Here is a 21,376-nt window from a genome sequence, read left to right as displayed (position 1 = left end):
CTGCTATGAAAATTTTTGGCATTTTATTACTACTTATTAGCATCACTTAAAAAACAAAGCACACCAATTATAATATGGCATAGCTACATTTTTTGTGTGGCTAGCAATAAAAAATCAAGTTTAAATAAACAATAAAAACATAGCTTTATTTTTCGATCAAACGAATTAACTACTATGCCCAGAGTAATAAAATCACTACGCTAGTAATGATTAAAGCCATCCCTAAGAACTCTATTAAGGATATTTTTTCTTTAATATTCTATAGGTAATAAACAAGGTGATGAAAAACTCAACTTGCCCTAATGCTTTGACATAAGCCGCATTTTGAAAGCTTGCTGCTGTAAACCAACCGATAGAGCCTATTACGCTGGTTACGCCAACAAATAAACAAATACGCCAATACTTAACCATTAACAATAATTGATTTCTGTCTTGAAAATAGACATAAACAAAAGATATAACTGATTGAACCGTGATCATAAATACTAAGGTGACCGCAGCACTGAGTAGTAAATCGGTTTCTAATGCTAAACTTGATTGTCTTATCAGCAATGTTGTTATGGCTAAACCTAAGCCAGCAGCAAGGCCAAATCCAGCACCCGGGTTACGAAATACATCGTCAAAAGTAAATTTTACTTTTGACACGAGTAAAACACCGACAACACCAACAGCAACAGAAAACCACCCTAAATAAGTTAAACTTGTTGAAAAGAGTAAGGCGCCAACAACAGCAACTAGAATAGCCTCTGTTTTTGCTAAACTAGAAGCGACTGAAAAATTACGATATTTAAAAGCAATAACTAAACAAACTGTGCCAATGATTTGGGCAAAACAAGCGATCAGTGCATATTTTAGGAAGTTTGGATTAAGTGTTGGCATGTCTAGCTGGCGATATTCAAGTATCCACCATAGATACAACCAAGCAAAAGGTAGCGCATATAAGTAGCGAACACCGGTATTTGCCATGGCATTTAGGTGGCTTGAAAGCTGCTTTTGTCCGGCGGTGCGAATGGCTTGCATAAGCGCCGCTAATAAAGTGAAGTAAATCCAAATGTCCAAAAAAATTCCTAAATATTATTGTATGCTGTTTAATAAATAAAAAGCACGATACAGCAGTTTACCCTATTGGTTAAGTAGCAGTACCGTGAAAGTGGGCGTATGGCTTTTATTTCGTTCCATAGACAAAAATCAGTGAGTAATGAGCGGCTAAAGTAACTTTAAATGTTCCCGTTTTATTTTTTATTACTATCTGTTATGCTCTTATCAAACCTAAGCAGTTTTGATGTGAGGACGACCTCACCGCTCTATTTATATCAGAGGACGACCTCTATATTATTGAGTGCTTACATGTCTTGGTTTATCTTATTTATTGCAGGAACCTTAGAAGCTGGCTGGTTAGTTGGTCTTCAAAAATCCGAATCTTTTACGAAACCCTATTATATCATCTTTGCAATTTTCTCTATGACACTTAGTTTAGTGTTATTTTCAGTTGCTTTAAAAGAAATTCCTATTACTACAGCTTACATTGTTTGGTTGGCTGTTGGTGCATCATCCATTTCTATCATAAACCATTATTTTTTTGAACAACCAATCACTATTCAGCAATTATGCTGTTTTTGCTTAATATTTATTGGCGTGCTTGGCTTAAAAATATCTAATTAATATAATCAACAAAGTGAGTAAATAAATATGTCTGGTGAAATCGATCTAAAAAAACTAATTGCTGCAATGACGCCCCTTCTTGCTGAAACAGAATATGTTTTTGGCACGCTTGATACTAATAGCTGTGAACAGCTAGCCCAGTTAGAACCTATTGGTACGTTTCAAGAAAAAGAAGGATTAACGGTTATCGTTAAAAAAGAAAAAGCGGAGGAGTTTAATATTATACATTCAGGCACATTTAAATGTATCACTTTAGCTGTACATTCTAGCCTTGATGCTGTTGGTTTAACGGCTGCTGTTGCAACCAAATTAACACAAGCAAATATTAGCGCAAATGTTATAGCGGCGTATTATCATGATCATATATTTATTGCATCTAAAGATGCCGAAAAAGCATTGGCTTGTCTAAATGAACTTGTCCTTCAGGAACAATAATAAGGTAAGCCAAGTTATGTGTTTATCAGTAAAATTTGCTTGGTAGTCGCTCAAACTTGACCTGAGGCTTTTAGATATCAGGGCTTAACTAAACCTGCCGGTGACGTTTACTTTAAGCACTTTAAGTGATGTCACACGGTGGAAATATAAGCTTGTCGGGTAATTCTTGGGATTGTAAACAAGTATAAGGTCTACTTTATGCTTGGCAATAATATATCGCCCATAGATTGCCAAAACGTCTGTATATATCTTACGGCATAGCCTATAAACACATTTACTGGAAGCTAATATTGAATGTGTTTATAGGCTAAATAAAATATCGCTTCTAATAATATACTTCACGCCTTGAGTAATCATTTGAGAGCTATGTAAGCAATGTAATGGATGCGTACCATGTGGAAAACATAAAACACCACCAACCGGTGTGCGAACACCTTTTAATTGTGCATTGTTAGGGGTTCTAGCAGGGCGTGTAGGATCACTTTTATCCACTAAAAATTGTGTTTCTCCACCAGTAAATTCGTCACTTAGAAAAATCAAAAAGGAGTATAAACTATAGCGGTCGCCAAAAGCATCGGTAACGGGTTTTTCATTAACTATTTTACTGCCTGGCCATGCACCATCGGTATGAGTGGAAAAATAGTCACCTTTTTTATAACGATAAAAACGAAAACGTTGATTTAATCCTAATGGTATTTTACCCGCAAAAGGAGGGGTACTTTCTACCTTGACTAATGGAGCTACTCGCGACCAAATAAGTCGTTCAGTGCTTATATCTACAATACAACTTAGGTTCATGTTATGGCGAATATTACGGCCTAACGATACTGCCGCATCTTCTGTATATTCCATGCTTTCGGTCGCATCAATTAATGCTTGGCATTCTTCTGCGCTTAATACATTTAATAACTGGAAAGCGCCCGGTACACCTGCAATGTCGCTGCGAGTAACAACTTGTGGCGCTGCATGAGTAAATTTAAATGGGTTTTCTTCTCGGCTTGCCCATAACGGAATGTTACTGGCTAAACTGCCTGATTCATGGGCAGCAATATAAAATGGATGAGTATTAATATCCATCATTTTGGTGGTACCGCTTGTATTTCAATCATTAAATTCTCAGGAGCACGTACAAAAATTTGTACTTTTGATGAGTCAGAGGCTTGTTTGATAGAATAGTGTAAATCTAGCGATGAAATTCTGTCCATAACATCCTTGTAGTTATCACTGAAAAAACTAATATGGTGAACAATATTTTGTTCAGTTGCGTTGTGTTTACTAGGCTGTGACTGACCAAAAATATGGATAACATCTTTATCTCCAGCAAACAGAAAATAACCATCAAAAGAAAGCTTTGCTCTAGTACCTACTTTTACATCCAATAAAGCAACCAAAAAATCTCTCATTTTTTCAGGATTTTTAGCGCTTAATGAAATGTGATCAAATTTAATATTCATTTATATTCCTATTTAGCTACAACTTAATTTTGAATCGTCAAGAAACCATTCAATTTTAGCCATATGAGTGTGACATCATCAAGTGCTTTATTTTCACAAAAAATTTGATTATCAAGCTCAGCTATAATGTCATTTGAAAAACGTAAAGCAGTTAATGTTTTCAATTGTGCTTCGCTCAACCATTGCTTGTTACTTCAAATCCCATGTGGTTTAAAATATGGCTAACTAATGACCCGGCAACATGATGAAAAGATAAAGTAATGACACCTAGAGTGAGCTTGTTTGATACCTTACTTTTCATTATATTTTCCGAATAAGGTGCTAACTATAACAAGGTGAAAGACTAAAAGGTTTTATAAAAAGGTTACAAAACCTTTGGTAACTACTTAATAAAAATAGTGCTTAAACGATTACGGTCATTTCATTTAAAACAAACTCTTCAACACAACCTTCTGTTGCCGCCATATAATCAGCTAAATGCTGGTTGGCCATATGTGTTTGCCAAAGTTCACGTGTTTGCCAGTTTTCGTACAACATAAAATGTGCCGGGTTGGCATTGTCTTGATGTAAGTCATAATTGATACAACCAGCTTCAGCACGGGTAATGTCAATAAGCTTTAAAAGCTCTGCTTTTACTAAAGCAATTTTATCTGAATTTGCTTTGATGTTTGCTACTATGGTTAAAGTTGTCATGTTAATTTCCGTTGTCTTTTTAATGCGTTTAATTGTTGTTAACGTTTTTAAATATTTACTTTTAAAAGGTTTTTAAAAACCTTCTAACACTATTTTTCCGATTGATTTTCCTGATTCAAGTTCTGCATGAGCAGCTCTTAAATTTTTGGCATTAATAGTGCCTAAGTTTTTGCCCACCGTGGTTTGGATATGACCTTGGTCAATCAAGTCAGAAACTTTATTAAGTAAGCGGTGTTGCTCGCTCATATCAGTAGTTTTAAACATAGAGCGGGTAAACATAAACTCCCAATGTAGTGACAAACTTTTTAACTTAAGTTTGCTGATATCAAGGGATTTTGGATCGTCAATTAAGGCAATTTTACCCATAGGCGCTAACAACTCAACATAGCTATCTAGGTATGAATCTGTGTGAGTTAAGCTGGCAACGTGCGTTACCTGGCCAATATTTAATTGTTCAATTTGAGCCGTTAATGGTTTGGTATGATCGATAACATGATCAGCACCCAACTTTTTCACCCAGGTTGCCGAACTTTCACGAGAGGCAGTTGCGATAACGGTTGCACCTGTGAGTTTATTCGCTAATTGAACTAAAATTGAGCCTACACCACCGGCAGCGCCAACAATCAATATAACTTCATTTGATTGCGTTTTTGCGTCAGGTTGTTGCTGTTTTATGGCTAAACGTTCAAACAATAATTCCCAAGCGGTAATTGCTGTTAGTGGTAATGCGGCGGCTTCGCTATCAGATAAGCTTTTCGGTTTATGACCAACGATTCGCTCATCAACCAACTGATATTCGGCGTTACTGCCTTGGCGATTTAAATCGCCAGCATAAAACACTTTATCGCCGGGTTTAAAGTGGCTAACTAATTCACCTGTCGCGACGACTTCTCCAACAGCATCCCAGCCGAGTACTTTGTATTCACCTTCTTCTGGTGCAGCATTCTGACGTATTTTGTAATCAACGGGATTAACCGCAATTGATGAGACTTTTACTAATAAGTCAACCCCTGAAGCGGTAGGCTGTGGTAGTTCAATATCAATTAAAGAGGCTGAATCGTTAATAGGTAATGATTGAGTGTAGGCAATTGCTTTCATGTTTTTCCCCTGAGTATGTTTCAATTAATCGTTAAGTTATCTTGGCAGTAATATTAGGCCTTGCTTGATAATAAAGAAACCGCATAATGATTGAATCTTTATCAAATTATTTTTGACAATCATGTTATTAGAAGATCTTAATGTTATTTTAAAAGTCGCTGAATTTCGCAGTATTACCGCAGCAGCAGCGAGCTTAGATATGAGTACAGCCACCGCCAGTGCGGCAATTAAACGCGTTGAACGTGCACTTGACGTTGAACTATTTATCCGAACAACTCGGCGTTTAAGGCTTTCTATTGCTGGTGAAAGATACATTCCCCATTGTGAACAAGCATTACAAATGCTCGACCAAGCTAAGCAAAATGTTAAAGACGACTTAGATATTATTGATGGTGAGTTAAGAATATCAGTACCGTCTGACTTAGGTCGGCATTTAATTTTGCCTTGGCTTGATGAATTTATGCAAACGCATAAAGGGGTTAGTGTAAAACTTCATATTAGCGATAGTAATATCGACTTTTATCGTGACCCGGTTGATATCGCGCTACGTTACGGCTCACCCACGGATGCTAATTTATATGGTTTCAAAATTTGTAATGTGCCGCGAGTACTTTGTGCAACACCTAAGTATTTAGAAAAAAATGGTGCCCCTAAACATCCTCATGATTTAACCACACATAATGGTCTATTATATCAATTGCATGACATGCTTCATGATGTTTGGGCGTTTTCCCAGCAAGGTAAAATCATTAAAGTAAAAATGCAAAGTAATCGTACGTCAAATGACGCTGAACTGGTTAGACGATGGTGCGTGAGCGGTAAAGGGGTAGCGGCGAAATCTAGTTTAGATATGTCAAATGATTTGCTTTCAAATAAGATTATTCCAATATTAACCGAATTTACCCTTAACCCGACTGAGTTATGGCTTATTTGCCCAAGTAGACAAACCATTACTCCTGCCGTTAGATTACTTAGGGAGCATTTGAAAATGAAATGTGCTGAGGTATATAGTCAACTTATTGATAAAGGTATTGTAACTAAGGCAGATGTTGAATAGCAGAGTTAATTTATTACTTAAATATATTCACACCTGCACTAGACTATATAGCCACCCACCCAATGAATATGGACGATACTAATGTTAACACAATACTAAGTGTTAGGTTGCCAGTGGATAAGCGTACAGGGTCAAGAGGTTAGGTTAGTGTTTCCTGGAAGCGCATTATAGTCTTTCCGTCCTGAATTAAGTCATACTTAACTAGTTCAGGTCATGTGCCTGCTTCATACGAATAATGCCTCCAAAAAACATTGATGTTTTCAGTTTTTCTTTCGACGCTACAGGTACCACCATTGCTAACTAACGAATTCTCAGGGCATGTAATTCTTATTGCTAGCTATATTGTTTTCGAAGTGCGTGAAATATGATTGCTGTTATTTAATCAGAGACGGAAATTATGAATAAAACCACTTGAAAATGGTGAGTCTGTAACTCGTTAACGGGTATTTCTGGTCGAATAAAGGCGGCGACTCGTTAATGATAAAAGACGATTTACCAAGCGCTTGATAAGCGATTTTAATCAAGTTGATGATACAGCTAATAAAATTATTTAGACATTTGCCAATTCATACCGGTAGAATAACGGTGATCAAATCCTTTCCATGGTTTTGGTGTTTTACCATCAACAGCAACTTGATTCGAACTGTTAGATAAATCAAGGTATTCACACTTATCTAATTGTTGTTTTAAATGACAGTCCATCATAGCGAGTGTGAAATGCTTATTGGTGTTGTTTAATACCAAACTATCCCAAGAGGCCTCATAGTAATGGCCGATGTCTATTTCACTTATTTTAGAAACTGATGGAGCAGGGTGAGGCGCTATATTGTGTCGTGCATTTTGATAGGTTAGTAAATATTTATCTTTACTGCCTGTTTTTTCATAAAGTGATTTAATGCCGTCATAACCAGAAATATCATCTAATGATCCACCAACATATAAAATTGGAGTATTCATTTTCGCCATCGCTTCTTGCTTAAACAGATTATGTTGTCCGCCCCATGGAGCCATAGCAACAACAGCCTGCCATTTATGGTCAACGCTTGCATTTTTATATTGACCACCTGCACAACTATTCAATAATGACATGACTTTTTGTACTTGCTCGGGATTTTTTAAACCTGTGAATGCTGATGTAGTCGCTGGAGTAAAGTTATAACAAGCGCCAATCGTATTTATAGCACCAAAACCACCCATTGAATAACCCACTAAACCTGCCTTATTATTGTCGATAGCGGCAGAAGCAAAGTGTGTCATCTTTGTTAGGTAGTTAAGGGTAAATTGTTGGTCACGAGAGCGATTTAACAAGGTACTGAAAAAGCCTGATACTGGATTAATGTTAAAATCAACGTCAGCATTAGTTGAGTCTGTATGATCAATAGCGGCAACAATATAGCCATGTGATGCTAAGTGCTCTGCCAAATAAAACATGATAGTGCTATAACCGGTATAGCCGTGAGAGATAACAACCAAGGGGAATTTAGCGTCATCGTTTGGCGATAATACAACAGCATCCCGATAGGCATTAGCTTGTAGCGAAAACTCAATGCCTGTGCGCGTTTCATTTTCATAGCTGGTTTTAATACTAGTGCTAGTCGCATTACTTGGGTACCAAACTTCAACGACTAATTTTCTATCTTTTGTTGTTTGTGTCGCAGCATCGAATTGGTCAGGGTTGACGATCTCTATTGTTTTAACACCGACCTTAAATTTTCCGAGTGAAGCCAGTTCAGGAACAACATCTGAGGGTAAGGGTGAGTATAGCTGCTCGGGTACTAGCGTTACCTGAGTATTCGATGGTGTATTCGCAAGTACGGTATGTGAAAATTGTAAATAACAACATAGTAGCGTACTGATTATTAATGTTTTTTTATTTTTAACTCGCATAATAGTTCCGTATTTTATTTATTACTAAGACTCATTTGCGTATTTAAGACCCCATTGGGCACGAATGGTATCCATGGTTGTTATCATGGCTAAGGTTTTAGCCAGTGGTAAAGTATCACTTTGGCTTTTACCTTGGCGAATACATTGCATGGCGTCAGCTATTTCAAAGGTAAAACTTTCATCTTCATCAAAAGGAAACTCTAACGTTTGAACAGCTTCGTTGCCTATATACAGTTGTAATGTTTGAGCGGCAAGAAAATTCGGCAAGCGGATATAACCTTTACTGCCTGATATAATCGCTTCGGTCGGGGCATTATCTATAAAAGAGGAGGACAGCACTGCTCGCTGTCCTTGTGCATATTCAAGCAGATAAAAAGAGCTTTCATCAACCTCTGTTTCGCCTAGCACTGCAGAGCTTTTTATTTTCGTTGGCTGTTCATTAAAAACAAGGGCCGCTAAGGTTAATGGGTAAATACCTAAATCGAGCAAAGCTCCACCGGCAAGATCTTTGTTTCTTAATCGATGTTCAGGAGAAAAATCCCCAGAAATACTGAAATTAGCTTTAACTGTTTGCACATCGCCAATAACGCCTTGCGCTAACAAAACGTTTAAATGCTTAATGGCCGGTAAAAATCGAGTCCAGACACATTCCATCATGAAACATTGTTGCTTTTTAGCTAAAGCTACCAGTATTTTTGCTTGTTGAGCGTTGACAGTGAAAGGTTTTTCACAAAGTACATGTTTACCTTTTTCTAAACAAAGTTTAATGTTTTCAAAGTGAAAATTATGCGTGGTAGCGATGTAAACGGCATCAATTTCAGGATCAGAGGCTAAAGATTCATAGTTAGTATAAGCGCGTTCAATGCCAAATTTTTTAGCGAATGCTTCCGCCCGTCCTGCGGTGCATGACGCACCAGCAAGCAGGCTGCAATGCTCTAACCTTTGCACACCTTTAACAAATAATTGAGCAATGCTCCCACAACCAATAACCCCAAAATTAATCTGTTTAATATTTCACCCCGGTACTTTTTAAATTTATTTTAAGATATAAATTACTTTATAATACGGTCACTTGTAAACCGTCACCTGCTTTACCAACATAGATAGACGCCTGAATATTAAAGCGAGAAAAATAGTGTTTTTCTACGGCACTTTTAATCTTATCAATATCTGAATGGCGACATAAGCAGACAATTGCTCCGCCAAAACCACCGCCTGTCATACGGACAGCACCTTTATCACCCAACGCTTCTTGACATATGTCCACCAAACCATCAGTTTCAGGTACGGTTACTTCAAAATCATCTCTTAAAGATTGATGAGAAGCCGTCATCAGCTCTCGTAACTTTGGCATATCATTGTTTTTTAAAGCTTGGGTTGCCTTAATTACACGTGAATTTTCAGTGATAACATGATGAGCACGTTTATACTCATTGTCTGACATTGCAGAACGAGCAGCATTTAATTTTTTAATGTCGGCATCACGTAAAGTAGCAATAGACATTTTTTTTGCGGCTTGTTCGCAATCAATTCGACGTTGATTATATTCACTATCAACCAATTTTCTAGGATAATTTGAATTAACAATGACAATAGATAAATCTTCAGGAATTGCGACTGACTCAGTTGTTAAACTTTGACAGTCAATGAGTAATGCTTGGCCTTTTTGTCCGTTAGCAGATACGAGTTGATCCATAATGCCACACTGACAATTCATAAAATCATTTTCAGCTTCTTGGCCTAATAGTGCAATCTCTTCACCTGACAAATTCAGTTGGCATAGATGATTGAAAACACCTCCGACAGCAACTTCTAAAGCGGCAGAAGACGATAAGCCACTGCCTTGTGGTACCGTACTATCAATAAGTAAATCAACGCCAGATAACAGATGGCCTTGACGTTTTAATACATACGCCACGGCGCGAATATAGTTACCCCATTGAGAATCACCACGGCTGATTTCGTCATCAATACTAAATTTGTCACATTCCCCAGGGTAATGTAACGAGTGGACAATAACTTGATTATCATCGCGTTTTCTAAAAAGTATTCTCGTCGTGAACTCCAAGGCACAAGGTAAAACAAAACCGTTATTATAATCGGTAAATTCACCTATTAAATTGACACGTCCCGGTGCTGTAGCTAATGCTTCTGCGGGCTTGTTATAAAGTTGTTCAAACTTAGTATTAAATAAATCAACTGGCATGAGTTTGGTCTTTTTTATAGTGAGAGGTACTGGCTGAACGTAATATTTTAGCAGCGGTTTCAGCCGTTAAGTCTCGTTGACTCTCTGCTAGCATTTCATAGCCAACCATGTGTTTTTTAACCGTTGATGAACGTAATAGTGGCGGATAAAAATGGGCGTGTAAGCGCCAGTGGCTATTGTCGTTAAGGTTTTCAGGTGCATTGTGCCACCCCATAGAATAGGGGAAACTGCAATTAAATACATTGTCGTAACGTATGGTCAATTCTTGCAATGCTTGAGCTAAGCTATTTTTATGTTGTTCATTTAATTGACCAAAGTGTTGAATATCGTCTTTAATAACCAATAAGGTTTCAAAAGGCCAAGCCGCCCAAAATGGCACAACCACTAACCAATGCTCATTTTCAACTACTATGCGATCCTTTTGTAGAATTTCATGTTCTACATAGTCAGCTAATAACGTTTTCCCATGGTTTTGCTGATAAGTTAGTTGTTGCTGATCTTCTTGTGCTATTTCAGTTGATAAATGTTGATGTGCCCATATTTGTCCATGTGGATGCGGTTGAGAGCAACCCATTACGGCACCTTTATTTTCAAATATATTAACGCAAGCATAAGTTTTTGCTAATTCAACATAGTTTGATTGCCAAGTATTCACAACCTTTTCAATTTCAGCAACCGTTAATTCGGGTAGTGATTTGTTATGATCGGGAGAGAAACACACGACTCTACATTCACCATTGGCAACATTGGCCTGAAATAAGGGATGTTGACCATCACTTTCTTCAACGGACTCAGCTTGTTTTTCGGTCAATGCACCAAAGTCATTAATAAAAGCATAGGTATTTTGATAATTAGGGGTTACTGCATTGTTGGCTCTGTCATTACCTGGACATAGCGGGCAACTTGCATCGTATTTGGGTAATTCATCAACTGCTTCTGCTTCTGTAGCGCCTAACCAGGGACGATTATTTCTGTGTGGCGAAACTAAAACCCAGTCTCCGGTTAATGGATTTTTGCGACGATGTGTACATTCTAAATTTTTCATATTAATCTTCCAAGCCGTTAGGGTATTTTGATTGCCAACGCCAAGTATCGTCAGTCATTGCTTTAATGTTTAGTTTGGCTTTCCAGCCTAGTTTTTCTTGTGCTAATGATGCGTTAGCAAAATTACTAGCGATATCACCAGCACGTCTTGGCGCAAACTTATAATTGATTTCAACATTTGCTGATGATGAGAAAGCAGTGATTATTTCTAAAACCGTGTAGCCTTTACCAGTACCTAAGTTATAGACAAGTGATCCTGAATCTTTTTGGTGTGTTGAAAATGCGGCAACATGTCCTTCAGCTAGATCCATAATATGAATGTAATCTCGGACGCCAGTGCCATCTTCTGTGTCATAGTCGTTTCCAAAAATGTTAACAAATTCACGTTGGCCAACAGCAGTTTGCGAAATATAAGGCATTAAGTTATTAGGAATACCGGTAGGGCTTTCGCCGAGTAAACCGCTAGGATGAGCTCCCGCAGGGTTGAAATATCTAAGCGCAATGGCAAGGTTCTGCTCATTAGCTAGGCACCAATCATTTAGAATTTGCTCCACCATAACTTTTGTCCAACCATAGGGATTTGTCGCAGTTATTGGGTGCTTTTCATCTATAGGTAGATATTGAGGATCGCCATAGACAGTGGCCGAGGAACTAAATATTATTTGCTTAACTGCTGACTTTTGCATAGCAGTAAGTAAAGTAACAGTGCCTGATACATTATTATCGTAATAGCGTAATGGTTGCTCAGTTGACTCGCCAACAGCTTTTAAAGACGCGAAATGAAAAACAGCTTTAATATTATAATCGTTCAATGTGGCTTCGAGCTTATCCCTATCATTAATATCACCTTCTACAAATTCAAAGGTATGGTTGGCAATAATTTTTAATTGCTCCAATACTTTAATACTTGAATTCGACAAATTATCGTAAATAATAGGGGTGAAACCTGCTTTATATAATGCTAAACAGGTATGACTGCCTATGTAACCCATTCCACCAGTAACTAATATATTCATTATCAACGCTTCTTATAAATCTTATTTATAAGATAAATAATAATAGTGCAAATAGCAACTGTTATTTGTTGGATTCTCAGTTGTTCAGTTGATGAGTTATGCTGTGTGTAGATAAGCTTGTGAGAAAAAAACAAGAGTAGTTAAAGTTGATGTATATAACATTTTCCTTACATAAAGTACTTCAGTTAATTTTATTATTGCCTTTATACTTAGCCATCGTTAGGGATTTGTTGCTGGGACAAGTATATCCAGCGAATGGAAAAATATGTGGTGTTATTGAACCTGGTATACCGATCATTGAAGTTATCTCAAACGAATATCGCATGAATATGCCATGCGGTATTCGCTTTGAAGTAGGGACTTAAATAAGCCACTACTCACTAGAATCAATGATATTTTACGTTAAATGATTAGGCTACTTTGAATCATGCTGACTTTTTTTTGCAATAATTTTTGGGTCAGCGTTAAGCTAGTTTGTTATTTCATTAACTTGCTGCTTTGTTAAATATAAACCACGTTTAGTTTATCGAAAAATTAGATCCTCTATGTTGGTAACCCATTATTTTTCGATTAAAAAATCAAACGACACTTCATGATTTAGTCGTCGCGCCTTTATCCTAGTTAAATTTATTTGTAGGACAAATTAAATGTTCGTTATTTACGTTGTGGTGTTCGTTTAGGTTCGATTTTGGGTCGCTAATATTCACTATCTAGGAATACGGGCGTTTTTTACTGCAGAAAATGACTTAGCTAATTGTTATTTAGCAGGTTATCAATCAATGATATACATTAAATAAATAAAATTAGTTGGTTTTATTAGTCAGTTTTCCTGGTTAAGTTTAGAGACTAAACGATATGAATTGATATGTTGTTATTTGAAAGTATCTTTTCTATTTTTATCGGCGGTTTTGTATCGGAAAATAAATGGTGGATTTGAGTCATAATATTATCCTGTTTTATCATTGCGTTTCGAGCAAGTTTCAATTGAACCGCGGCAAGAAAACATTAGTTGAGTTATTTATTATAGCTTGAGCAACACAAACTTCTCTAAGATAAACATCAAATAAATGACCATCATTACTAATTCCACTGATGCCAATAATACCAAAATACATTTGGTACTGATTCATGAAATCATCAGTAACTTCGCCAATAATGCTGCTATCTCTGCGTCTAATGTCTTTAGCAGCAACAATAGTGCTAAGCTCTTATTTAGCAAGCAAAATTGTAGCGACATGAATGTTATTTTTGACTATATTTAAGGCTTTATGATTAAACAAAGCATGAGTGATAGTTTCTGTTGTGGTACCTATATTAATAAATAAAGCAGCCGTATTAAGAAGCGTTTTTACTAACTCACCAGCGAGACTCTCTTTCGCTGCTAAATTTAATATCTTACGCGACTGGTATGAAGTGTTTTCAGTGCTTGAAGAACTTTCTACTCTACCATGATGACGGATAATTATACCTGAGCTATCGAGTAAGTTAAGATCTCTTCGAATAGTTTGAGGTGTTACACCGAAATTATTTACCCGTTCATCGGTAATTATAAAGCCTTTTTCATGTAGCAGATCTGCTAGTGCAGTTTGGCGTTGATTTAGTCCCGTAAAGGCTGCCGCTATTATTTAAAAGTTGAAATATAATAAAATCATCCCAGATGTTAGATGTGTTTCAAAACATATCATTACAACGTAATGTTCGAAAGTGAAAATATTGATTGCCAATTTTAAAATAAATGTGCATTATCGAATGAATGTTTTTATTAAGTAAGATAAATAGTGACGATGTCGAGATTCATATTATCTATAGATCAAGGTACAACTAGTTCAAGAGCCATACTTTTTACTGAGCAAGGTAAAATTCATGCTGTAGCGCAGGAAGAGTTTGATCAACACTTCCCCCAAGATGGTTGGGTTGAACATAATCCAAATGATATATGGAAAACAGTACTCAACACTTGTCAAAAAGTACTTGATGAAAATAATGTACAGGCGAAAGAGATAGCGGCTATAGGCGTTACTAACCAACGAGAAACAACTTTAGTGTGGGACCGTAATACCGGTGAAACTCTCTATAACGCAATTGTTTGGCAGGATCGTCGCACTTCTGAGTATTGCGAGTCAATACAGTCTCCAAGTATAGAAACGCTTATTAATGACAAAACCGGTTTATTGTTAGACCCATATTTTTCAGCGACTAAAATTCGTTGGATACTCGAAAATGTAACCGGTGCGAAAGAAAAGGCAGCAAGGGGAGAACTTGCTTTTGGCACTGTCGATACTTTTTTGTTATGGCATCTTACCAATGGCACAGTTCACCGAACAGACGCCACTAATGCTTCAAGAACAATGATTTTTAATATTCACGATCAACAATGGGATAAAGAATTACTCGAATTATTCAATATTCCACTATCTATGTTACCTGAAGTAATGGATTCATCAGATGACTTTGGCTATACGGATAGTTCATTGTTTGGTGATGAAATTCCAATTTTAGGGATGGCTGGAGATCAACAGGCTGCTTTGTTTGGTCAAGCTTGTTTTGAGGAAGGAATGGCTAAAAGTACTTATGGTACAGGTTGTTTCTTAATGTTAAATACCGGTGATAAAGCTTTAAAATCCAAGAACAAACTGTTAACTACCGTGGCGTATCGACTCAATGGGAAAACCACTTATGCCATTGAAGGGAGTATTTTCATGGCTGGCGCCACCATTCAATGGATACGTGATGGTTTAAAGTTAATTAATAGTGCATGCGAAACAGAGTCAATTGCTGAAAAGATGCCCTTAGATCATGGTGTGTTTTTAGTGCCAGCATTTACGGGGTTAGGCGCTCCTTATTGGGATCCTAATGCGAGAGGGGCCATTCTTGGCTTAACCCGTGATTCAGGGATTAATGAGATTGTTACAGCGGGCTTACAATCGGTTTGTTATCAAACGAAAGATTTACAAAAAGCAATGGAAAGAGATGGTCTTAGACCGACACTGATTCGTGTTGATGGTGGAATGGTTGCTAATAATTGGTTGTTAAGTTTTCTTTCAAGTATTCTTGGCGCAACCGTTGATCGTCCTGAAATAATCGAAACTACGGCGTTGGGGGTTGCATATTTAGCAGGACTGAAGGCTGGTATTTTTAACTCAACTGAGCAGTTGGCTAATATGTGGCACTGTGATCAACGTTTTACGCCAGAACTTGATGACCAGCAGCGTAATGCATTGTATGGTAAGTGGTTAGACGCAGTAAAAAAAGTACAAAGTTAATTGTGGATACGCTATAAATTTTTATTATTAAAATTTTTTGAATTTAGGTATAAACTTAAATATTGATGAAATCAATAGTCGTTAAATTTTAATAAATAAACATCTATGTCTTGTGCTGTTTTAGCATAAATCATATTTAAAAATCCTTAAATACATTGGTTGGCTATGCAAATAATAGTTGATATTATTGTTCAATTAATGTATTTATATGATAAATAAGCTTTATAGGTTAAGTAGTTTAAAAAGCTTAAGTAGCTTTAAAAGTATAAAAGCAAAATGTAGAAAAAACATTATAATTAAAATAACGGGGAATAAAATGTATACAAACAACATGTCAAAATTCAATAAAAGAACTGCAATAGCTATTGCGGTGGCAGGTGCGTTAACTAATGCTAGTGCCTATGCAGCTGACACAGCTAGTGCCAAAGAAAAAGAAGTTGAAACCATTGTCGTCACTGGTATGCTCAGTAGTATGAAAGCGTCAATGCTTGATAAGAAAGCATCAAATACTGTTTCAGATGGCATTGCTGCAGAAGATTTAGGTAAGTTCCCAGATCTTAACGTAGCTGAATCATTACAACGTATTACGGGTGTTTCAATTGACCGTAGCGGTGGTGAAGGTCAAGCAGTAACGGTTCGTGGTTTTGGCCCACAATTTAACACGGTTTTAGTTAATGGTCGTCAAATAGCTACTGATAGTGCTGGTCGTGAGTTTAACTTCGACATTTTAGCCGCTGATCAAATTACCGGTGCTGATGTATTTAAAACATCTGTAGCGAATATGCAAGAAGGTGGTATCGGCGGTACTATTGATATTTCTACCGCTAAACCATTTGATTACGAAGGTTTTCAGTTAGTTGGTTCATTAAAAGGCATGTATGAAAGTCTTTCTGAAGAGACATCTCCAGCGGCCTCACTATTAATTAGTAATACATTTGCAGATAATACAGCGGGTGTTTTATTAGCCGTAAGTCACTCAGAGCGTGATGTGCAAATTAACCGTATAGAAACGGCTGGCTGGATGCCAGGCAGATCAATACAGACAACTAGTGGTGAAGAATTATTTTCTAATGCATATATTCCTCGTAACTGGGATCAAATTGTTGATAATCAAGAGCGTACACGTACAAATGCTAGCTTAGTATTTCAATATGCACCTTCAGATGATGTAAGTATTACACTTGATGGCTTTGTTTCAAAATTTGAAGTTGACTCTGTTGCGACTGATTTAGCGTCTTGGTTTGAACCGGGTCGTGTTAATAATGCAACTATTGATTCTGAAACTAGAACACTTTTAACGTTTGACCAAGTAGGCGGTGCTACTGATTTCGTTTCACACACACGTAATTCTCGTGATGTATCTACTGATGGTTTTGGCTTAAATGTTGAGTGGCAAATTTCTGATCAGTTAGGTGCTACATTTGATGTTTCAACATCGAGTGCTGAAAATGATCGTGCTGGCCGAGATCGTTTTAATGTGGTTGGTATTGTAAACAACTATGCATTTGATGGAACAGGCGCTATTCCAACAGTGCTACATGAAGGTTTTGGTAATGGCGCATTACCTGATGCTTCGCTATCTCGTCTACATTATAACGAAAAAGGTAATCAATTTACTGATAAAGATGAAGTAAATGAATTTAAAGTAGATTTTGTTTACGAAGCTGATGGCGATATTTTTGAAAGAGCAAAATTTGGTCTTTATCGTCAAGAGCGTGAAAAATCAAGCTTTCAAATATTTGCGAGTCAATGTGGATTTTGTGGGTATGGTACTGCAGCTCCTAATGATGCTATCGATTTTCAATCTTTTACAGCAAATAATTATTTTCCAGGGTTAATCGATACTTTTTATACTTATGACGGAGATAAATATGTTGATTATTTAGCTTCTGAAGGTTTTCCAATTGAGCCTACATTACAAAATAACCGTTATGCCATTAATGAAGATATTACAAGCTTATACGTAGACTTTACCTTGGGTTATGAGTTAGCTGACATGCCTGTAACGGTTAATTTTGGTGCGCGTTATTCAACCACAAGTGTTGAAGCTAAAGCGGTACAAAGTGATATTGCAGATGTTGTTGAAACAACTGATCCTACCTTATTCTCTAATGTCTTTGGTCCGGCGAAAGATATCAGCAAATCAAGTAGTTATGCTAATTTACTTCCTAGTTTAAACGTGAAGTTAGAAGTTGAAGAAGATATGGTAGTTCGTTTTGCCGTATATGACTCATTAACGCGTCCAACATTATCTCAATTATCTCCAGCGACTGTTTTTGGTGAACCTCGACGTCAAACACTGACGGCTTCTGGCGGTAATCAAAACCTTAAACCGTTTACTTCAGAAAACTGGGATATCTCTTATGAGTGGTATTACAGTGATGCAAGCTTATTTTCATTTGCTGTTTTCAGTAAAGAAGTAGCAAACTTCATTTCTGTTTCTACCGGTTTAGAGTCATATGAAATGACTAATCGTTCAGGTCCTGATTTTAATTGTGTAGGTTGTGATGCAGAAACGGCACAACTAGAAGGCGAGTTGAATGGTCTGTTTGAAGAATATACGGTAGCTCGCCCTAACAATGGTGATACAAAACGTGTAACAGGCTACGAAGTTGCCTTGACACATATCTTTGAAAATGGCTTTGGTTTTACAGCAAACGCGACAGTTGTTAACAGTGATGAAGACGGTACTTCATTTGGATTAGAAGGTTTGGGTGATTCACAAAACCTTATTCTTTTCTATGAAGCTGACATGTGGCAAGCACGTATTGCTTATAATAACCGTGAAGGATTCTTACGTTTAGCTGATAACGGATTTAACGGCGAACCTGTTAATACTGATACTTTTGGGCAACTAGATGTTAGTGCTAGTATCGATGTTTCAGAAAATGTATCTGTATTCTTTGAAGGTACTAACATTACTGAAGAAGAGCTAGTACAAACAGGTCGTTACGCTAACCAAACGTACAACATTGAAGATAACGGCTCTCGTTACGCTATAGGTGTAAGAGCTAAGTTTTAATGATAAGTATTTAATTTAAAAAAAGTATAACGTGGCCTGACTTGCTAGCAAGCAGGCCATTTTTTTAGTGAAAATAGTTGGTATATTTTCACTAAAAAAATGTAAAATGTTAACCAAGTTTTAAGTTTTCATACGATCAACTTACCGCAAATAATTACAAAAATCAGCGGGTTTTAGTTAGGAATACTCAAATATGTCAAACGCTATAAAAAATATTATTATTATTGGTGGTGGTACTGCAGGCTGGTTAACTGCGTCTGTCATTGCTGCACATCATAAACATGCACATAAAAACGAACTTAAAATCACCTTGGTTGAATCGTCAGACATTCCAACTATTGGTGTAGGTGAGGGTACATGGCCTACCATGAAAAATACTCTACATAAAATTGGTATTAAAGAGAGTGATCTCTTTAAAAAATGTCATGCTTCTTTTAAGCAGGGGGGGAAGTTTGTTGAATGGGTACATGGTAATGGTGACTTTTATTACCATCCGTTTACTTTGCCTTTAGGTTATGGCCGACTTGACTTATCGCCGTACGTATCAAACGTTAAAAACTTTGCTCGTGAAGCTAATTTTCAATACGATATTTGTGAAGCGGGTCTTGCACCACGCTCATTGGCAGAATCAGAATATCAAGGGCAATGTAATTACGGCTACCATGTTGATGCCGGCGCCCTTGCAGAGTTATTGAAAAGTCACTGTATTGATAACCTCAACGTTGAGCATATTATTGATACCGTTGATGAATGCATTAGTGAAAACGGAGAAAAAATTGATGCTGTAGTATTAAACAAGCATGGCAAGTTGACGGCTGATTTGTTTATTGACTGCTCAGGTGCGCGTTCGTTGTTATTAGGTCAAACGTTAAAAGTTCCGTTCAAAAAAGTTGATGATGTATTGTTTAACGACACAGCGTTAGCGATGCGAGTTCCTTACGAAAATGAGGATACTCCCGTTGCATGTCATACGATTGCAACGGCGCAAAATGCTGGTTGGATATGGGATATTGGCTTAACTAATCGACGTGGCGTCGGACATGTGTACTCGAGTAAATTTTTAACGGATGAAGAGGCCGAACAAAACTTACGTAATTATTTAGGTGATGCAGCAAAAGGTTTAGAAGCGCGTAAAATTAGTTTTGAATCGGGTCATCGTGAACAGTGGTGGAAAGGTAATTGTGTTGCCGTAGGTATGGCTGCAGGGTTTGTTGAGCCGCTTGAAGCTACCGCTATTATGCTGGTCGAATTATCTGCACGCTATATTGCTGAAAATTTACCGGCGGATGAGAGTTTAATGCCAGTGGTCGCTAAGCGTTTTAACACGCAAATGTCGTATCGTTGGCAACGTATTGTTGATTTTCTTAAGTTTCACTACATGCTTACCAAGCGGCCTGAACCTTATTGGCAAGCACACTGCGATCCGAAAACATTCACTGAAAGTTTAAAAGAAGATATTGCATTATGGCAGTATCGTGGCCCAACAACTGATGACTTTACTAGCGCAATGGAATTATTCCCAGCGGCAAGTTATCAGTATGTGCTTTATGGTATGGAATTTAAACCTGACTTCTCTCGTCAAAGTTACTTACATAATCAACAGCAAGAAGCAGAGCAAGTGATAAATCGTAACGAACAATTAACTCAGCAAATGTTACAGAATTTACCACCGCATCGAGACTATATTGAAAAATGGCTAGCGACTTCAACTTAGAGAATCATAATGACTGAATTAATAGAATTGAGTAATAGTAAACACGGAAAATTGAAAGTGGCTGAAAATGCTGCTGTGACCTTCATACAGCACCAACATATGTTAAAAGTACATGTAAAAGAGATCACTCAAGCGATCAGTGGTTTTCCGGTGTTTATCGTGAAAAACTCACAGACAGGCATGTGGAATCTGTCAGCATTAGCAAGTTTTAATATGGGTAAAAATTTATTTGTTCATAATGATAAGTGGGATGCAATATTCACCCCTGCTAGCATGCACAGCTACCCATTTTATTTAATGAATTCAGCTGGAGAAAATAAGGGTTATACCATAGGTATAGCACCGAGTGACCCTGTTTTTTCAACAGTAAAAGGGCTTGATATATTTGAGTCAACAGGCAAAGCAAGTTTGATGTTAAGTCGAATTAAAACCTTATTAGAAGCCGATATAAAAAATGACAGACAAAGTTATTTGTTTACTGATAAATTGGCGAGTATGCAATTAATCAAAAGTATTAACCTTATTGTGCAATATAAAGACGGAGCTGAACAAACGTTAACAGGTATGAACACTATTGATGAAGCTAAGTTACAGCAGTTATCAAATGACGAGTTGGCAGAGTTAAATAAGCTAGGTTATCTGATGCCGATTCATGCGATGTTAATGTCTATTTTTCAATTAAACAACCTTATTAGAAAACATAACCATATCGAAAACAATAAGTTGATATCACAAGTTAAGTTGGCGCTCGAATAAAGCGATTTAATGATAATATTTAGCCAATAAAAAGCCACTCAAATGAGTGGCTTTTCTATATCAAATAGA

At 37.0% G+C, this 21,376-nt stretch carries 22 protein-coding genes; 9 read left to right on the top strand and 13 right to left on the bottom strand.

Annotated elements, in window-relative coordinates; translation table 11 throughout:
- Positions 1–234: 234 nt before the first annotated feature.
- Entirely contained in the window at positions 235–1,059 is an 825-nt protein-coding gene (locus H4J65_RS00875; protein WP_259367460.1) for an EamA family transporter, read from the bottom strand.
- Between the two features lie 288 nt (positions 1,060–1,347).
- Here H4J65_RS00875 and H4J65_RS00870 point away from each other — a divergent pair, with 288 nt between their 5' ends.
- Positions 1,348–1,662: a multidrug efflux SMR transporter gene (locus tag H4J65_RS00870; protein ID WP_182135179.1), complete on the top strand. Its 315-nt coding sequence runs from the start codon at positions 1,348–1,350 to the stop codon at positions 1,660–1,662.
- A gap of 27 nt (positions 1,663–1,689) precedes the next feature.
- Complete coding sequence (locus tag H4J65_RS00865) at positions 1,690–2,097, top strand: ACT domain-containing protein (RefSeq protein ID WP_182194285.1); 408 nt, start codon at positions 1,690–1,692, stop codon at positions 2,095–2,097.
- A gap of 300 nt (positions 2,098–2,397) precedes the next feature.
- Here H4J65_RS00865 and H4J65_RS00860 read toward each other — a convergent pair whose 3' ends face one another.
- From H4J65_RS00860 to H4J65_RS00840, 5 genes are all read right to left on the bottom strand, one after another.
- A complete protein-coding gene (locus H4J65_RS00860) occupies positions 2,398–3,177 on the bottom strand; it encodes an oxidoreductase (protein WP_259367459.1) in 780 nt (259 codons plus the stop codon).
- Positions 3,174–3,551, bottom strand: a complete 378-nt coding sequence (locus tag H4J65_RS00855; RefSeq protein WP_182135183.1) for a VOC family protein — start codon at positions 3,549–3,551, stop codon at positions 3,174–3,176. The genes H4J65_RS00860 and H4J65_RS00855 overlap by 4 nt, the downstream gene beginning before the upstream one ends.
- Positions 3,552–3,574: 23 nt before the next feature.
- The gene (locus H4J65_RS00850) at positions 3,575–3,730 is read right to left on the bottom strand and encodes a hypothetical protein (protein WP_182194282.1); all 156 of its coding nucleotides are present in this window, start codon (positions 3,728–3,730) and stop codon (positions 3,575–3,577) included.
- Between the two features lie 223 nt (positions 3,731–3,953).
- Complete coding sequence (locus H4J65_RS00845; protein WP_182183005.1) at positions 3,954–4,244, bottom strand: putative quinol monooxygenase; 291 nt, start codon at positions 4,242–4,244, stop codon at positions 3,954–3,956.
- Positions 4,245–4,316: 72 nt separating this feature from the next.
- A complete protein-coding gene (locus H4J65_RS00840; RefSeq protein WP_182183007.1) occupies positions 4,317–5,342 on the bottom strand; it encodes a zinc-binding alcohol dehydrogenase family protein in 1,026 nt (341 codons plus the stop codon).
- Between the two features lie 121 nt (positions 5,343–5,463).
- Here H4J65_RS00840 and H4J65_RS00835 point away from each other — a divergent pair, with 121 nt between their 5' ends.
- Entirely contained in the window at positions 5,464–6,399 is a 936-nt protein-coding gene (locus H4J65_RS00835) for a LysR family transcriptional regulator (protein WP_182194279.1), read from the top strand.
- A 546-nt stretch (positions 6,400–6,945) separates the two neighbouring features.
- On the opposite strand, the gene H4J65_RS00830 is transcribed toward H4J65_RS00835, so the two are convergent.
- The 5 genes from H4J65_RS00830 to galE are packed head-to-tail and all read right to left on the bottom strand — an operon-like array spanning position 6,946 to position 12,552.
- A complete protein-coding gene (locus H4J65_RS00830; RefSeq protein WP_182194276.1) occupies positions 6,946–8,286 on the bottom strand; it encodes a serine aminopeptidase domain-containing protein in 1,341 nt (446 codons plus the stop codon).
- Positions 8,287–8,310: 24 nt separating this feature from the next.
- A complete protein-coding gene (locus tag H4J65_RS18155; protein WP_310649894.1) occupies positions 8,311–9,288 on the bottom strand; it encodes a Gfo/Idh/MocA family oxidoreductase in 978 nt (325 codons plus the stop codon).
- 55 nt (positions 9,289–9,343) lie between these two features.
- The gene (galK, locus tag H4J65_RS00820) at positions 9,344–10,492 is read right to left on the bottom strand and encodes a galactokinase (RefSeq protein ID WP_182189173.1); all 1,149 of its coding nucleotides are present in this window, start codon (positions 10,490–10,492) and stop codon (positions 9,344–9,346) included.
- Positions 10,482–11,537 carry a UDP-glucose--hexose-1-phosphate uridylyltransferase gene (locus H4J65_RS00815; protein ID WP_182189172.1) on the bottom strand — a complete coding sequence of 352 codons (1,056 nt, stop codon included), beginning with the start codon at positions 11,535–11,537 and terminating at the stop codon, positions 10,482–10,484. The genes galK and H4J65_RS00815 overlap by 11 nt, the downstream gene beginning before the upstream one ends.
- A gap of 1 nt (position 11,538) precedes the next feature.
- The gene (galE, locus tag H4J65_RS00810) at positions 11,539–12,552 is read right to left on the bottom strand and encodes a UDP-glucose 4-epimerase GalE (RefSeq protein WP_182194272.1); all 1,014 of its coding nucleotides are present in this window, start codon (positions 12,550–12,552) and stop codon (positions 11,539–11,541) included.
- A 146-nt stretch (positions 12,553–12,698) separates the two neighbouring features.
- Between galE and H4J65_RS00805 the strand changes: the two genes are divergently transcribed.
- Positions 12,699–12,917: a hypothetical protein gene (locus H4J65_RS00805; RefSeq protein ID WP_182194269.1), complete on the top strand. Its 219-nt coding sequence runs from the start codon at positions 12,699–12,701 to the stop codon at positions 12,915–12,917.
- A gap of 615 nt (positions 12,918–13,532) precedes the next feature.
- Here the strand turns inward: H4J65_RS00805 and H4J65_RS17940 are convergent.
- On the bottom strand, positions 13,533–13,706 hold the full coding sequence (locus tag H4J65_RS17940) for a hypothetical protein (protein WP_310649893.1): 174 nt from the start codon (positions 13,704–13,706) through the stop codon (positions 13,533–13,535).
- On the opposite strand from H4J65_RS17940, the gene H4J65_RS17935 reads away from it, so the two are divergent.
- Positions 13,620–13,814, top strand: coding sequence for a hypothetical protein (locus tag H4J65_RS17935; RefSeq protein ID WP_259367458.1), 195 nt, complete (start codon positions 13,620–13,622; stop codon positions 13,812–13,814). The genes H4J65_RS17940 and H4J65_RS17935 overlap by 87 nt on opposite strands.
- Here the strand turns inward: H4J65_RS17935 and H4J65_RS17930 are convergent.
- Positions 13,761–14,174, bottom strand: coding sequence for a DeoR family transcriptional regulator (locus H4J65_RS17930; RefSeq protein ID WP_404851930.1), 414 nt, complete (start codon positions 14,172–14,174; stop codon positions 13,761–13,763). The two genes, H4J65_RS17935 and H4J65_RS17930, sit on opposite strands and share 54 nt — an antisense overlap.
- 162 nt (positions 14,175–14,336) lie before the next feature.
- On the opposite strand from H4J65_RS17930, the gene glpK reads away from it, so the two are divergent.
- The 4 genes from glpK (at position 14,337) to H4J65_RS00780 (ending at position 21,307) form a co-directional block, all read left to right on the top strand.
- Positions 14,337–15,815: a glycerol kinase GlpK gene (gene glpK, locus H4J65_RS00795; RefSeq protein WP_182194265.1), complete on the top strand. Its 1,479-nt coding sequence runs from the start codon at positions 14,337–14,339 to the stop codon at positions 15,813–15,815.
- A 316-nt stretch (positions 15,816–16,131) separates the two neighbouring features.
- A complete protein-coding gene (locus H4J65_RS00790; protein ID WP_182194262.1) occupies positions 16,132–18,837 on the top strand; it encodes a TonB-dependent receptor in 2,706 nt (901 codons plus the stop codon).
- Between the two features lie 193 nt (positions 18,838–19,030).
- Complete coding sequence (locus tag H4J65_RS00785) at positions 19,031–20,551, top strand: tryptophan halogenase family protein (RefSeq protein WP_182189168.1); 1,521 nt, start codon at positions 19,031–19,033, stop codon at positions 20,549–20,551.
- 9 nt (positions 20,552–20,560) lie between these two features.
- Entirely contained in the window at positions 20,561–21,307 is a 747-nt protein-coding gene (locus H4J65_RS00780; RefSeq protein WP_182194259.1) for a SapC family protein, read from the top strand.
- Positions 21,308–21,376: the final 69 nt, after the last annotated feature.

This window comes from Colwellia sp. MB02u-9 (assembly GCF_014077085.1).
In the GTDB taxonomy this organism is placed as follows: Bacteria; Pseudomonadota; Gammaproteobacteria; order Enterobacterales; family Alteromonadaceae; genus Cognaticolwellia.
Note: the sequence above shows the minus strand (reverse complement) of the source record. Positions and strands in the feature narration are given on the sequence as shown.

What these genes read in the sequence shown, in the direction of transcription:
- H4J65_RS00870 (WP_182135179.1), top strand. Translation starts at nt 1,348, where the DNA reads ATGTCTTGGTTTATCTTATTTATTGCAGGAACCTTAGAAGCTGGCTGG.
- H4J65_RS00865 (WP_182194285.1), top strand. Translation starts at nt 1,690, where the DNA reads ATGTCTGGTGAAATCGATCTAAAAAAACTAATTGCTGCAATGACGCCC.
- H4J65_RS00860 (WP_259367459.1), bottom strand. Translation starts at nt 3,177, where the DNA reads ATGATGGATATTAATACTCATCCATTTTATATTGCTGCCCATGAATCA.
- H4J65_RS00855 (WP_182135183.1), bottom strand. Translation starts at nt 3,551, where the DNA reads ATGAATATTAAATTTGATCACATTTCATTAAGCGCTAAAAATCCTGAA.
- H4J65_RS00845 (WP_182183005.1), bottom strand. Translation starts at nt 4,244, where the DNA reads ATGACAACTTTAACCATAGTAGCAAACATCAAAGCAAATTCAGATAAA.
- H4J65_RS00840 (WP_182183007.1), bottom strand. Translation starts at nt 5,342, where the DNA reads ATGAAAGCAATTGCCTACACTCAATCATTACCTATTAACGATTCAGCC.
- H4J65_RS00835 (WP_182194279.1), top strand. Translation starts at nt 5,464, where the DNA reads ATGTTATTAGAAGATCTTAATGTTATTTTAAAAGTCGCTGAATTTCGC.
- H4J65_RS00830 (WP_182194276.1), bottom strand. Translation starts at nt 8,286, where the DNA reads ATGCGAGTTAAAAATAAAAAAACATTAATAATCAGTACGCTACTATGT.
- galK (WP_182189173.1), bottom strand. Translation starts at nt 10,492, where the DNA reads ATGCCAGTTGATTTATTTAATACTAAGTTTGAACAACTTTATAACAAG.
- H4J65_RS00815 (WP_182189172.1), bottom strand. Translation starts at nt 11,537, where the DNA reads ATGAAAAATTTAGAATGTACACATCGTCGCAAAAATCCATTAACCGGA.
- galE (WP_182194272.1), bottom strand. Translation starts at nt 12,552, where the DNA reads ATGAATATATTAGTTACTGGTGGAATGGGTTACATAGGCAGTCATACC.
- H4J65_RS17935 (WP_259367458.1), top strand. Translation starts at nt 13,620, where the DNA reads ATGACCATCATTACTAATTCCACTGATGCCAATAATACCAAAATACAT.
- glpK (WP_182194265.1), top strand. Translation starts at nt 14,337, where the DNA reads ATGTCGAGATTCATATTATCTATAGATCAAGGTACAACTAGTTCAAGA.
- H4J65_RS00790 (WP_182194262.1), top strand. Translation starts at nt 16,132, where the DNA reads ATGTATACAAACAACATGTCAAAATTCAATAAAAGAACTGCAATAGCT.
- H4J65_RS00785 (WP_182189168.1), top strand. Translation starts at nt 19,031, where the DNA reads ATGTCAAACGCTATAAAAAATATTATTATTATTGGTGGTGGTACTGCA.
- H4J65_RS00780 (WP_182194259.1), top strand. Translation starts at nt 20,561, where the DNA reads ATGACTGAATTAATAGAATTGAGTAATAGTAAACACGGAAAATTGAAA.